The sequence below is a fragment of the Xanthomonas vesicatoria ATCC 35937 genome (assembly GCF_001908725.1).
Lineage (GTDB): Bacteria > Pseudomonadota > Gammaproteobacteria > Xanthomonadales > Xanthomonadaceae > Xanthomonas > Xanthomonas vesicatoria.
Window position 1 is genome coordinate 4483447 of the sequence record NZ_CP018725.1, and the last position, 14171, is coordinate 4497617.

The following is a 14171-nucleotide window of genomic DNA, read 5'->3' on the forward strand; positions in this document are numbered from 1 at the left end:
TCAGGAGAAGCAACCTCAACTGTGATCCTTCGACATGAGTCAACGCCCCAAACCCTCCGCCTTGATCTGGCTCGTGCTCTCGGCCGTCGTGATCGGACTGGACCAGTGGAGTAAGGCCTGGGTGCTGTCCAGCTTGCCCGAATACACCGCAGTGCCGGTCATCGACGGTTTCTGGAACTGGTACCGCACCTATAACACCGGCGCAGCCTTCAGCTTTTTGAGCGATGCCGGCGGCTGGCAGCTGTGGTTCTTCACCGCGCTGGCGGTGGGCATCAGCGGTTTGCTGGCGTTCTGGCTGTCGCGCACCGCGCGCGGCGAATGGCGCAGCGCGCTGCCGTATGCGCTGGTGATCGGCGGTGCGATCGGTAATGTGATCGATCGGCTGATGCACGGCCACGTGGTCGACTTCATCCAGTGGTACATCGGCAGCCATACCTGGCCGTCGTTCAACATCGCCGACTCGGCCATCGTGGGCGGCGCGATCGGGATTGCCCTGTTCGGGTTGTTCGACAAGAGCGGCAAGCGCGAGCCGGGAACCGGGAATCGCCCCTGAAGCGCAGGTGCCGGCGCATACCCCTGGCCCGACCCCTCCTTCTCCATTCCCGTAGAATGCCCGCCATGGATGTCCTGCTCGCCAATCCCCGTGGTTTTTGTGCCGGTGTCGACCGCGCGATCGAGATCGTCAAGCGTGCGATCGAGACGCTGGGCGCGCCAATCTATGTGCGTCACGAAGTCGTGCATAACCGCTTTGTTGTCGACGACCTCAAACAGCGCGGCGCGATCTTCGTCGAAGAGCTCGACGAGGTGCCCGACAACGCCACGGTGATCTTCAGTGCGCACGGCGTCTCACAGGCGGTACGTCAGGAGGCCGAACGCCGTGGCTTGAAGGTGTTCGATGCCACCTGCCCGCTGGTGACCAAGGTGCATTTCGAGGTCGCCCGCCACTGCCGCGCCGGCCGCGACGTGGTGCTGATCGGCCATGCCGGGCACCCGGAAGTGGAAGGCACCATGGGGCAATGGAGCCGCGAGCGCGGTCCGGGAACGATCTATCTGGTCGAAGACATCGAGCAGGTCGCCACGCTGCAGATCGATCAGCCTGAAAATCTGGCCTACACGACCCAGACCACGTTGTCGGTCGACGACACCATGGGCATTATCGAGGCGCTGCGCGCGCGTTATCCGGCGATGCAGGGGCCGCGCCACGACGACATCTGCTATGCCACGCAGAACCGGCAGGATGCGGTGCGCGATCTGGCGCGCCAGTGCGACCTGGTGCTGGTGGTCGGCTCGCCCAATAGCTCCAATTCCAACCGTTTAAGCGAACTCGCCCGCCGCGACGGCGTGGAGTCGTACCTGATCGACAATGCCAACGAGATCGACCCGGCCTGGATCGTCGGCAAGCAGCACATCGGTCTGACTGCTGGCGCTTCCGCACCGCAGGTCCTGGTGGATGGGGTGCTGGCGCGTTTGCGCGAGTTGGGCGCGGGCAACGTAGCCGAGCTGGAAGGCGAACCCGAATCGATGGTGTTCGCGCTGCCCAAGGAGTTGCGGCTGCGTCTGGTCAGCTGACCGTGCGTTGGCGGCCGACGTCGATTGAATGAAGGTGGACTGCGTCCGGACGCCGCTGCACGGAACACTGTCCGCGCAGCCCGCCGTCGCTGCGGCGATTGACCATCCCCTGGCTCCGCTTCTACAATGCACGGCTCGCCGGAATAGCTCAGTTGGTAGAGCGGCGCATTCGTAATGCGTAGGTCGTAGGTTCGATTCCTATTTCCGGCACCATCGCTTGAGCACTGGGTCGGCCCTTGGCCGGCCCAGTTGCGTTTTTGGCGTTTGTCAGCGTATTTCACGCACTGCGCATGCGTGACGGCGCCGCTGTAGGCCGCAACGACGGTCGCCATGGCCTCTCTCTTTGCTTGCGCTGCGCTGCGACAACATGTCGCACGATTTTGTGCGCATTTCTTGCGTCGGATCATTGCCAATGGGTTTCGTGCAGGTGCAGCAAAGTTTAAAATTAGTGCGCTAACCCGTGTCTTCGGTCTGCGCAGCGCATCTCCTTCGGGAAGGCCGCTGCGTCGGGAACATCCCAGGACGGATACGACGAACGAGGCTGGCGTTCCTTCGCACTTGGATCGACCGATGATTCCGCTGAAACATCTCGGGCGTTTACTTCGTCCAGGCCTGATGTTGCCGTTCCTGCTACTGGCAGGCTGCAACTCGGCCATCCTCAATCCGAAAGGCCAGATTGGCCACGACGAGAAGCAACTGCTAATCACCTCGGTGGTGCTGATGCTGATCGTGGTCATCCCGGTGATCGTGATGACGATTGCGTTCGCGTGGAAATATCGCGCATCCAACACGAAGGCGCGCTACGAACCGGATTGGTCGCACTCCACCGCCATCGAAGTGGTGGTGTGGTCGATTCCGTGCGTGATCATCCTGGTGCTGGCGGTGCTGACCTGGCGCTCGTCGCATGCGCTGGACCCGTACCGGCCACTGGATTCGGACGTCAAGCCGATCAACATCGAAGCGGTGTCGCTGGACTGGAAGTGGATGTTCATCTACCCCGACCAGAACATCGCCACGGTCAACGAGATCGCGTTCCCGGTGCATACGCCGCTGAACTTCAAGATCACCTCCGACACGGTGATGAACTCGTTCTTCATTCCGCATCTGGGCACGATGATCTACGCGATGGCGGGCATGGAAACCAAGCTGCATCTGGTGGCCAACGAGCCGGGCGAATACTTCGGCCTGTCGACCAACTACAGCGGTCATGGCTTTTCGAAGATGAGTTTCAAGGCGCACGCGGTCGACCAGGCCGGCTTCGATGCCTGGGTGGCCAAGGTCAAGGCATCGCCGACCGCGTTGAATGCCGCCGAGTATCAGGTGTTGGCTGCCAATCGCAACGATAAGGAACAGTATCCGGTCACCTACTACTCGTCGGTGCAGGACGGCATGTTCCGCTCGCTGGTCGACAAATACATGAATGGTCCGGGCCATAACAAAGGCCACGGCGACCATCAGGCATCGGCTGCAGAGCCGGTTGCCATGTGCACTTCTGGAGACAAGTGATGCTAGGCAAACTCACCATTGAGGCAGTTCCGTACCACGAGCCGATCATCATGGTCGCGCTGGGTGGTGCTGGGCTGCTCGGCCTGCTGATCGCGGGCGCCATCACCAAGTACAAGCTGTGGGGCTACTTGTGGAACGAGTGGTTCACCTCGGTGGATCACAAGCGCATCGGTGTGATGTACATTATCGTGGCGCTGGTCATGCTGCTGCGCGGCTTTGCCGACGCGGCGATGATGCGCACCCAGCAAGCACTGGCGGGTAACGGTGGCGAAGGTGTCCTGCCGCCGCATCACTACGACCAGATCTTCACCGCGCACGGCGTGATCATGATCTTCTTCATGGCCATGCCGTTCATGACCGGCCTGTTGAACCTGATCGTGCCGCTGCAGATCGGTGCGCGCGACGTGGCGTTCCCGTTCCTGAACTCGCTGAGCTTCTGGTTGTTCGTGGCCGGTGCGGCGTTGATCAACATCTCGCTGGGTGTCGGTGAATTCGCACAGACCGGTTGGCTGGCCTATCCGCCGTTGTCGGGGCTGGAATACAGTCCAGGGGTCGGTGTCGATTACTACATCTGGGCGTTGCAGGTCTCAGGGTTAGGTACGTTGCTGACCGGTATCAACTTCTTCGTGACGATCATGCGGATGCGCGCGCCGGGCATGACCCTGATGCGCATGCCGATCTTCACCTGGACCGCGCTGATCACCAACATCCTGATCATCGCTGCGTTCCCGATCCTGACCGTGGCGCTGGCGCTGCTGGGCGCCGACCGTTACCTGGGCACGCACTTCTTTACCAATGACGGCGGCGGCAACGCCATGATGTACGTCAACCTGATCTGGATCTGGGGTCACCCGGAGGTCTACATCCTGATCCTGCCGGCGTTCGGCATCTTCTCCGAGTTGATCGCCACTTATAGCCGCAAGCGCCTGTTCGGCTACACCTCGATGGTCTATGCGACCTCGTGCATCGGCGTGCTGTCGTTCGTGGTGTGGTTGCACCACTTCTTCACCATGGGCTCGGGTGCCAACGTCAATGCCTTCTTCGGCATCACGACGATGATCATCTCGATTCCGACCGGCGTGAAGATCTTCAACTGGCTGTTCACCATGTTCCGCGGTCGCGTGCACATGACCTCGCCGGTGCTGTGGACGATCGGCTTCATCATCACCTTCACCATCGGCGGCATGACCGGCGTGATGCTGGCCATCCCGGCCGTGGACTTCGTGCTGCACAACAGCCTGTTCCTGATCGCGCACTTCCATAACGTGATCATCGGCGGCGTGGTGTTCGGTTACCTGGCGGGCCTGACCTACTGGTTCCCGAAGGCGTTCGGTTTCAAGCTCAACGAGAAGCTGGGCAAGGCCTCATTCTGGTGCTGGATCGTCGGCTTCTTTGTGGCCTTCATGCCGCTGTACGTGCTCGGCTTCATGGGCATGACCCGCCGCATGAACACCTACAACCATCCCGAGTGGGCGCCGTGGCTGTATGTCGCTGCGGTGGGTGCTGCAATCATCGGCATGGGTATCTTCTTGAATCTGGTGCAGATCGGTTACAGCGTGTGGAAGCGCAAGGAGCATATGGACTACACCGGCGATCCGTGGGATGGCCGTACGCTGGAGTGGGCAACCTCTTCGCCGCCGCCGTTCTACAACTTCGCCATGCTGCCGCACATCGACGACCGCGATCAGTTCTGGGCCGACAAGCAGAACGGCAAGGGCTGGGTGCGTCCGTCCAAGTACGAAGCCATCCACATGCCGCGTAACACCGGCGCAGGCGTCTACATCGGTGCCTTCAGCGTGCTGTTGGGCTTCGGTCTGATCTGGCATATCTGGTGGCTGGCCATCATCGGCCTGGTGGGCATGATCGGTAGCTTCATCGCGCGCACCTTTGACGACGACATCGATTACTGGGTGCCGGCCGACGAAGTGGAGCGCATCGAAAACGCGCGCTTTGCCCTGCTCGAACAGCAACAGGCGGCGCAGGCCGCGAAGGTGGTATGACCATGGCTTCCTCGACCACGCTTGACCACGCCGCCCACGCGGGCGGCCACGACCACGACCACGAGCATCACGACGGCGGTGGCAACACCGTCTTCGGGTTCTGGGTCTATCTGATGAGCGACTGCCTGCTGTTTGCCGGTCTGTTCGCCACCTATGCGGTGCTCTCCGGCGCCACGGTGGACGGGCCGACCGCCAAGGAGCTGTTCGACCTGAAGTTCGTGCTGGTGGAAACCTTCCTGCTGTTGATCAGCAGCTTGAGCTTTGGCTTCGCGATGATCGCTGCGCACAAGCGCAAGATGGGCGGCCTGTACGGTTGGCTGGCGGTCACTGCGCTGCTGGGTATCGGCTTCCTGTGCATGGAAGTGTGGGAGTTCAACCACCTGATCCATGAAGGTGCCGGCCCGGGTCGCAGCGCGTTTCTGTCCGCCTTCTTCACCCTGGTCGGGACCCACGGTTTGCACGTGGCGTCGGGCCTGTTGTGGATGGCGGTGCTGGTGATCCAGATCTCCAAGAACGGCCTGACCGCGCGCAACAGCACGCGTCTGGCGTGCCTGAGCCTGTTCTGGCACTTCCTGGACATCATCTGGATCGGTGTGTTCACCGTCGTCTATCTGCTGGGAGCGCTGTAATGGCCAATCACCACCACACCGAGACCGCGGCCGATGCGCATGCCGGCGGTCTGAAGTCCTACCTGATCGGCTTTGTCATGGCGGTCATCCTCACCGTCATCCCGTTTGCGATGGTGATGAGCGGGGCGTTCTCCAAGGGCGTCACCATCGTCGTGATTTCAGTCATGGCTGCCGTGCAGATGCTGGTGCACATGGTGTACTTCCTGCATATGGATCGCACGCCCGAGCAGCGTTCCAACGTGCAGGTGGGCCTGTTCTCGTTGCTGATCATCGGCATCGTGATCGTCGGCTCGCTGTGGGTGCTGCACAACATGAACGTCAACATGATGCATTGAGACGGCGCCACGCCGGATCGACGCATCGTTGACGAAGAAGCCGCCAAGCGATTGGCGGCTTTTTTTACGTGTCATTTCGCCCGCAACATGACCAATGGCATACGGGGAAGCCGTGGTGGGCGCTTAGCATCGTGGGCTTGCCTGTTCCAGGTCACCTGCGGAGTTGCGATGAAGATGCCCACCCTGTTGTCCGTGTCGCTGCTGGCAGCGCTGTCGTTGCCTGCCGCCGCACAAACCGCGCCGCCGCAGGACGTGCCGTTCGACGGCACCTTGAAGATCGACGTCGACGCCACCGACCTGGCCCACCGCATCTTCAAGGTCAAGACCACCATGCCGGCCAAACCGGGCCCGATGACGCTGCTGTATCCGCAATGGATTCCCGGCAATCACTCGCCAACCGGCCCGATCGATAAACTGGCCGGCCTGGTGATCAAGGTCGATGGCAAGGTAGTGCCCTGGAAGCGCGACCAATTCGACGTCTACGCCTTCACTGTGGATGTGCCGCAGGGCGCTGCCGAACTGGTGGCCGAGTTCAAGTTCCTCTCGCCGCAGGCGCCCAGCCAGGGTCGGGTGATGATGACCCCGGAAATGCTCAACCTGCAGTGGAATACCACCGCGCTGTATCCGGCCGGCACCTATGCGCGCAACATCAAGGCGCAGGCCAGCGTGACGTTGCCGGCCGGGTGGAGTTATGCCACCGCGCTGGAAACCGATCGTCGCGTCGGCGACACGGTGACCTTCAAGCCGATCGATTTCGACGACCTGGTCGACTCGCCGATGTTCGCCGGCAAGTACTACAAGCGCGTGGAGTTGAGCGGCGGCAAGCAGCCGGTCTATCTCAACGTGTTTGCCGACGAAGCCAAGTCGCTGGAGGCCAAGCCGGAGCAGATCAAGGCGCATGCGGCGCTGGTCCAGCAGATGGACAAGCTTTACGGCGCGCGCCATTTCGACCATTACGAATTCCTGCTGGCGCTGACCAAGAAACTGGGCGGTATCGGCCTGGAGCATCACCGTTCCAGCGAAAACAGCGGCGTGCCGACGTACTTCACCGAGTGGGACAAGAGCTGGACCGGACGCGATCTGCTCGCACATGAGTTCAACCATTCGTGGAACGGCAAGTACCGTCGCGGCGCCGATCTGGCCACGCCCAATTTCAATGTGCCGATGGGCGACAGCCTGCTGTGGTTGTACGAAGGCCAGACCCAATTCTGGGGTGAAGTGATGGCCGCGCGTTCGGGGCTATGGACGCAGGATCAGGCGCGCGAGATGCTCGCTGGCGTGGCGGCCCAGTACGAACGTGGGCGCCCCGGCATGGCCTGGCGCACGGTGCAGGACACCACCAACGACCCGACCATGTCGATGCGCCGGCCCAAGGCATATCGCAACTATCAGATGGCCGAGGACTATTACTCCGGCGGCCAGATGATGTGGCTGGAAGTGGACAGCAAGTTGCGCGCGCTGACCAACAACAAGCGCTCCATCGACGATTTCGGCAAGGCGTTCTTCGGCATGAAGAACGGCGACTGGGACGTCAATCCGTACACCTTCGACGACATCGTGGCCACGCTCAATGGTGTGGCGCCCTATGACTGGGCCAGCCTGTTGCGCAGCCGCATGGACGGGCATGGTTCGTTGAACGGCGGCATCGAAGCCAATGGCTGGAAGTTGGTTTACAACGAGGAGCCGAATCTGGCCACCAAGGCCGACGAGAGCGAGGACAAGGACGCCAACCTGACCTATTCGCTTGGCGTGTCCTTAAAAGCTTCGGGTGACATCAGCGATGTGCTGTGGGACGGCCCGGCGTTCAATGCCGGTCTGATCGCCGGCAACACGATCGTTGCGGTCAACGGCCGCGCCTTCAGCAGTGAAGTGATCAAAGACGCCATCAAGGGGGCCAAGGGCACCACGGCGCCGATCGAGTTGCTGGTCAAGCGTGGTGATCGTTACGACACCGTGCGCATCGATTATCACGGCGGCTTGCTGTACCCGCATCTGGAACGCATCGCCGACAGGCCGGACCGTTTGAGCGAGTTGTATAAGGCCAAGTAAGTGCCCGACGTGCGCGCGTCAGCGCGCATGTCGCCCACCCAGCCGCAGGGCCGAGCACCGACGATCCTGCGGCTTTTTCGTGGCTGCAGAACCAGAACTTCCCGATAGCATGCCGGCCGCGCGATGCGGCGGCGTCGCGCATGCTGAGACCGTCAGCCACTATCCTGTCGCATCAACGACAACAGGCAAGACGACGATGGCGAAGGCGAAGACGGCCTATGTCTGCGGCGAGTGCGGCGCCGAATACACCAAGTGGCAGGGGCAGTGCACCGAATGCGGTGTCTGGAACACGCTCAGCGAAATCGTACTGGAAAGTGCCAGTCCCTCCGGTGGCAAGGCCTCGCCGGCGGCATCGCGGCGCAGTGGATGGGCCGGTAAGGCCGAGGCGCCCAAGATCACCGCGCTCAAGGACGTGCAGCAGTCCGAGCAGGCGCGCGTGTCCACCGGCATCGGCGAGTTCGATCGTGTGCTCGGCGGCGGGCTGGTCGAAGGCGCGGTGGTACTGATCGGCGGAGACCCGGGCATCGGCAAATCCACGTTGTTGCTGCAGGCGCTGGCCAGCATGGCGAGCACCTTGCCGGTGCTGTACGTCACCGGCGAGGAATCGCTGGCGCAGGTGGCTGGGCGCGCGGTGCGTCTGGATCTGCCGCTGGAAGGCCTCAATGCCCTGGCCGAAACAGGCATCGAAAACATCCTGCAGCATGCCAGCGTGGCGCGGCCAAAACTGATCGTGGCCGACTCGGTACAGACTTTGTGGACCGAATCGCTGACCGCAGCGCCTGGGTCGGTCAGCCAGGTGCGCGAGAGTGCGGCGCGGCTGGTGCGGTTTGCCAAGGAGACCGGCACGGCGGTGTTCCTGGTCGGGCATGTGACCAAGGAAGGCGGCATCGCCGGCCCACGCGTGCTTGAGCACATGGTCGATGCAGTGCTGTATTTCGAAGGCGAGAGCGGTAGCCGGTTTCGCCTGCTGCGCGCGTTCAAGAACCGCTTTGGCGCGGTCAATGAGTTGGGTGTATTCGCGATGGGCGAAAAGGGCCTCAAGGAGGTCTCCAACCCGTCGGCGATCTTCCTGTCCGGCGGCAGTACCCAACAGCCCGGCAGTTGCGTGATGGTCACCCGCGAAGGCACCCGGCCCTTGATGGTGGAGGTGCAGGCGCTGGTGGATGCCTCGCCATTGTCCAATCCACGCCGGGTGGCGGTGGGATTGGAACAGAACCGGCTGGCGATGCTGCTGGCGGTGCTGCATCGGCATGGCGGCATTGTGGTGGGTGATCAGGACGTGTTCGTCAACGTGGTCGGCGGTATTCGCGTGCAGGAGACGGCAGCCGATCTGCCGGTGTTGCTAGCAGTGCTGTCTTCGCTACGCGACCGGCCGTTGTCGGAGAAGACGATCGCCTTCGGCGAGGTCGGGTTGTCCGGCGAGATCCGTCCGGTGCCCAATGGCGAGGACCGTCTGAAGGAAGCCGCGACGCATGGCTTCAAGCGTGCGATCGTGCCGCGCGCCAATGCACCGAAGACGGCCAGCATCAAGGGGATGGAGATCATCGCGGTGGAGCGGCTGAGCCAGGCGCTGGAGGCCGCAGCCGACTGAGGCATGCAGCCGCCATGTGGACGGTGACGGGCAGGCGCGTGGCCGAGTTGGCTGTCGGCATGCCCAAGGCGTCGCCGTTCAACGGTGCCGGCGCCCGGCGGACTCTACAAGGGCCGGCAACCGTCTGTCGGCTGGCAGCGGCAATTTGTATTCGGGTGTGAAGAAAACGTTTTCACCAGAGTGCAGCTATGGCACCATGCGCGGCCCGTTGCACTGTGCAGCGGATCACAAACACCGCTGACTGCTCGTACTGGAGAACCACGATGGAATGGATGTTGTTGCCGCTCAAGCGTTACGCCGACTTTGAAGGTCGCTCGCGCCGCAAGGAATACTGGATGTTCATGCTCTTGCAGGTGATCGTCCTGGTGGTGCTGGGCATCATGTTTGGTATTGCAGCGGCGGTGATGGGGGGCGACAACGGCCCCGGTCCGCTGGCCTGGGTGGTCGGTGCCATCATGGCGATCTTCGTGCTGGCGCTAATCGTGCCCAGCATCGCTGTGACCGTGCGCCGTCTGCATGATCAGGGGAAGTCGGGCTGGTTCTATCTGATCAGCTTCGTGCCCTACGTCGGCGGTTTCATCGTGCTCGTGTTCATGTGCCTGGAAGGCACGCCGGGCCCGAACCAGTACGGCGAGAGCCCGAAGCAGTAATCGCTTCGCACGATGTGGAGTGAACGATGGCGCAGGAGTTTCCTGCGCCATCGTCGTTTATGCGGTTGGAGCGGCTGGCAACCGTAGCCTGCGGTGTGTGCAGGTGTTGACCGCGAACCAAAGCCCTGGTGTAAGCGTGCTATCGGCCGATTCCGGGCACCGGCCAGCAGAGCCGAGGCTGTGCGGGGTGCATTGAGCATGTCGCAGCCCGGATGATCACGGCAACGGATTGCGTCTGCATCAAGCCAGTTCCAGCCTGGCGGCTACGCGTCGTTCTGTTCGCTGCCCTGATGTCGTTGCCGTGAGCGAGATGCTCTGCTACGGCGCCGATATTGCAATCGGTTGTACGGGCGCCTGTGTTGGCGCCCCTAGCTCGCCCGCCAGGCGAAGAGCGTCCTAAAAGTCGCAGACAAGATATTCGATTGGCGGCTTTTGTAATTGCTCAGTGCATAAGCCGCGGGTCGACCAGGATTTACGGTTTCTGCAGGAGCTGCCGCCTAATCCGGCGTTGGTCGATTTACGATGGTTTTATTTGAACTAAATGGTCTGGAATGAATTTCATCGGGCATGCAAACATGCAAACATGCAAACATGAGCTGACAAGCAGAGGCGGACATCGCGCCCCTATGGCTGATGCACGGCGATAGCGTCACGCTCTGCAATGCACTTACCTCGTAAGTGCATTGCGATGGGCCGATCCGAATCAGTGCTCAGCAAGCCGCCGCATGATGTCCGGCGCTCGGACTTGCGTTTTTGCCGTGCATGAGTGGGTCCTTGTCCTGCAATGCAAGTTCCAGCTTGTAGCCGTGCGAGTAGACGGTTCTGATGCGTACCGCTCCGCTGTGGTTGCACAACTTCAATTTCTTGCGCAGCTTGTAGATGTGCTGCTCCATCGTGCGATCGGTGAACTCGGTGTGGCTGCCCCAGACCGCCTTGGCAAGCTGGCAGCGGCGGAAACAGACGCCAGGGCTCGAAAAGAGCAGCCAGGCGATCGAGAATTCGCGTGCAGTAAGCACAATCGGCTTTCCATGCAGGTAGACGGTGTTTTCTTCGCGGATCAGCTGATACGGGCCCACGTTGAGGCGTTGTGATTCCTGGCAGGCCTCCGGTGCCGGGGCAATCGTCATGGCCGCCCGCACTTGTAGTTCGTGCGAATTGAATGGGAGCGCTAACACTTCCTGGGCGCCGGCTTGGTACCAGGCCAGAATGTCGGCGGGGCAATCGAAACGCCCAAGTACGATCAGCGGCGTAGGGTGGCCGCTGTGGCAGCGCTGCCAGGCCAGGAGCGAACTGTCGTCCGAGGCGACGCATGTCGCATCGAAAATCAGTAGGTCGCACGGAGAATGCCGCAAGCAGCGCAAGAGCTCCAATTCATCGGAAAACACCGCAATCTGCGGAGCCAGCGGAGCCAGGCTCGCGTTCACCTGGGATGCCAGGCGCGCGTCCTGCGTCAACAGGAAAGCCGATCCATGCTTTCCGGAAGGATGGCCGGACATTAGCCGGCCTTCCCATGCCGGCAGGTGTACCGGACCTGCGTGGGATGCCGGCGACGGGCGATGGACATCGCCACAAAATCCACAGAGAGAGATAAGTGCATTGCCATACCATCCGGCTGCGAAGGGGGGAGGGTCTGACCGAGGTCTGACGAATGGTATGTACCATTCCGATGGTAGAAAGTTTCATTGCCGCGTACTTTTCTTCGGGTTTGGGTCGGTGTCCTTTAACGTGCGCTCATTTATGCGTAACGCAGTTCTTACAAGTCAGGTATGCACCGGCGCATCCGTGCATACCTTGGTCGCAGCAGTGGGTGCTGGTTCTAGACCTGGCTGAGCGAGGAGGCAGAAGAAATTGGTTGGAAAGGTCTAGACCAAGGTATTGCGATTACGACGAGCTGCCCTTCTTCAGGGAATAGCTCGATCTGAGGTGGTGACACGAAAGTGACTTTGGTTATGAGTGAGACAACGGCACAGTCGCTTGGCAAAAGACATGCCGGTGATGCGTGTCCGATTTGGCCAAAACGCGCCCAAATCGTGCTTGGGGCGACCTGTTGGCAGACGTTGCACAGAGGCCCTTCTGGTCCCGAATCGTTTCGCGAGCACCCTGCGTGTCCAGACGGTGGCGAATGTCTTGCGCTAGACAACGCGCGTGGGCTGCAAGAAAGAATTCCGCATATGCAAAACGCACGGTCGCTACGCCGGAAGACAGAGTGAGGTTTTTTGATTTTTGCGGTGCCCGCAGGTGGGAAATTCCATTGGATCCGCTGCATACAATCGTTTGCGCCAGCCAGACCGGCGCATTGTTTGTTTTTGCTCGCCCCCCTCAGAGAGAGCCCGGCATGATCCTTTCAACCTACTTCGCAGCGATTTCTGCGTTGTCTTACGCAGATCGTCTTCCGACCTATACAAGCAGGATGCTGGTTGGTGCCTGGCCGCAAGGTCTGCAACATCTTCAACAACGCCGTGATGGCCAAGGAGCCAACGAAGCCTCCGACGACGAGGTCTGCCTGCTGGGTGCCAGCGGCGACGCCCTGTTGATTCTCGAATACCAGGAAGAGGCCGAAGACGCGTATCGCCACGCCCTGAAGGCGATGCGTGGTCACCAGCGGCAGCTGCGGCTGCTCTCGTGCCGCAACACCGCCTGGCTGATGTTGAGCCAGCGTCGCCTGAGTGCTGCGCTGAACTGCTTTGCGCAGCTTGCAATGGACCGCGACACCCCGGCCTGCCTGTGCGGCGAAGGCCTGCTTGGCAAGGCGCTGACCCATTTTCACCTGGGCCAGAGCACGTTGGCCCTGCAGACGCTTGAGCGTGCTCGCGAGGCGCTGTCAGAGCTGGAAGCCGGTGCGTCCGAGTGGTTGCGCATTGCGACCGCGCTGCGCCTGGACATGATCGCGCAGCTGCGTATCCGGCGCGTCGATCGCATGAGTGACCATGTGTTTTGGCAGGCCACGCTGCGCCAGGAAGATGCTTCGCATGCCTTCGAGCCCGGCGAACTGCGCGCCTGCATCGCCGATCTGGCCGAGAGCATGCCGGTGCTGGCGCAGCGGATGCGGCATGTCCGTAACCTGTTGCGGATCGCTGGCGGCGACACCTTTGGCTTCGACGCGCAGATCGATGCGCTGCCGGCCGCAGCCACCGGGTGCCCGCCGTGCGCGCGTCAGGACGCGCAGGTAGAGCTGGCACTGGCCGCGCTGGCGGTCGGTCGTGCCGATCTGGCCGAGCGTGCCCTGGCCGGTGCCGGCCGGCACCATGCGCCGCGCTGGAATCTGGAGTTCGAGTACTGCCAGGCCAAGATCAGCCAGGCGCTGGGCCGTACCGAACAGGCCCTGTTGCTCTATAACCGCTACGCATTGGGCGCGGTGCAGTGCCTGCGCAGTGAAGTGCAGGCACCGCGTCTGCTGGAAAGCGGCACTCCGGCGCACGTCAGCGACGATATCTCCGCGCGCCTGCCGGCCAAGTACCGCCGTGCCTACTGTTACATGATCACCAACGCGCACCGCTCGGACCTGTCGATCAACGAAGTGGCCGCGCAGATTGGCGTGACCGGTCGCGCGCTGCAGCAGGCATTCAAGTCGGCCACCGGGCTGTCGCCAACCCAGGTGCTGCGGCGTTACCGCATGCAGAGCATCCGTGACGAATTGCTGGCCGAAGGCGGTTGCGGCAGCGTCCTGCAGGCAGCCAGTCGTTGGGGCGTTGGCAGCCGTTCAGCACTCGCCAAGGGTTACCGCCAGCACTTCAATGAGGCACCCATGGAAACCCTGCAGCGTTAGTCGACGACGTCACGGCCCGGCATGTGCGCCGGGCCGTGATGCCGCGTTGCCGATTGTCGATTCAGGCGGCGTCCGC

The 14171-nt window shown here is 61.8% G+C and carries 11 protein-coding genes and 1 tRNA gene; 11 read left to right on the forward strand and 1 reads right to left on the reverse strand.

Annotated features, from left to right (window positions below; translation table 11 throughout):
* Positions 1-34: 34 nt before the first annotated feature.
* From lspA to BJD12_RS19625, 10 genes are all read left to right on the forward strand, one after another.
* Positions 35-553, forward strand: coding sequence for a signal peptidase II (gene lspA / locus BJD12_RS19580; RefSeq protein WP_039423943.1), 519 nt, complete (start codon positions 35-37; stop codon positions 551-553).
* A gap of 65 nt (positions 554-618) precedes the next feature.
* Positions 619-1569, forward strand: coding sequence for a 4-hydroxy-3-methylbut-2-enyl diphosphate reductase (gene ispH / locus BJD12_RS19585; RefSeq protein WP_005989944.1), 951 nt, complete (start codon positions 619-621; stop codon positions 1567-1569).
* A 137-nt stretch (positions 1570-1706) separates the two neighbouring features.
* Positions 1707-1782 (forward strand) — tRNA-Thr (locus BJD12_RS19590).
* 357 nt (positions 1783-2139) lie between these two features.
* A complete protein-coding gene (gene cyoA, locus BJD12_RS19595; protein WP_039423939.1) occupies positions 2140-3075 on the forward strand; it encodes a ubiquinol oxidase subunit II in 936 nt (311 codons plus the stop codon).
* Complete coding sequence (gene cyoB / locus BJD12_RS19600) at positions 3075-5075, forward strand: cytochrome o ubiquinol oxidase subunit I (protein ID WP_005989940.1); 2001 nt, start codon at positions 3075-3077, stop codon at positions 5073-5075. Before cyoA ends, cyoB begins: the two co-directional genes overlap by 1 nt.
* Complete coding sequence (cyoC, locus tag BJD12_RS19605; protein ID WP_005989938.1) at positions 5072-5704, forward strand: cytochrome o ubiquinol oxidase subunit III; 633 nt, start codon at positions 5072-5074, stop codon at positions 5702-5704. The genes cyoB and cyoC overlap by 4 nt, the downstream gene beginning before the upstream one ends.
* The gene (gene cyoD, locus BJD12_RS19610) at positions 5704-6039 is read left to right on the forward strand and encodes a cytochrome o ubiquinol oxidase subunit IV (RefSeq protein WP_005989936.1); all 336 of its coding nucleotides are present in this window, start codon (positions 5704-5706) and stop codon (positions 6037-6039) included. Before cyoC ends, cyoD begins: the two co-directional genes overlap by 1 nt.
* A 168-nt stretch (positions 6040-6207) precedes the next feature.
* Positions 6208-8088 (forward strand): M61 family metallopeptidase, encoded by a 1881-nt coding sequence (locus tag BJD12_RS19615; RefSeq protein WP_005989934.1) that lies wholly within the window; start codon positions 6208-6210, stop codon positions 8086-8088.
* Between the two features lie 196 nt (positions 8089-8284).
* A complete protein-coding gene (gene radA / locus BJD12_RS19620) occupies positions 8285-9679 on the forward strand; it encodes a DNA repair protein RadA (RefSeq protein ID WP_005989933.1) in 1395 nt (464 codons plus the stop codon).
* Positions 9680-9942: 263 nt separating this feature from the next.
* On the forward strand, positions 9943-10329 hold the full coding sequence (locus BJD12_RS19625; RefSeq protein WP_005989931.1) for a DUF805 domain-containing protein: 387 nt from the start codon (positions 9943-9945) through the stop codon (positions 10327-10329).
* 710 nt (positions 10330-11039) lie between these two features.
* Here BJD12_RS19625 and BJD12_RS19630 read toward each other — a convergent pair.
* On the reverse strand, positions 11040-11825 hold the full coding sequence (locus BJD12_RS19630; RefSeq protein ID WP_005989930.1) for a winged helix-turn-helix transcriptional regulator: 786 nt from the start codon (positions 11823-11825) through the stop codon (positions 11040-11042).
* Positions 11826-12739: 914 nt separating this feature from the next.
* Between BJD12_RS19630 and BJD12_RS19635 the strand changes: the two genes are divergently transcribed.
* Positions 12740-14095 (forward strand): helix-turn-helix transcriptional regulator, encoded by a 1356-nt coding sequence (locus BJD12_RS19635; RefSeq protein WP_172797400.1) that lies wholly within the window; start codon positions 12740-12742, stop codon positions 14093-14095.
* Positions 14096-14171: the final 76 nt, after the last annotated feature.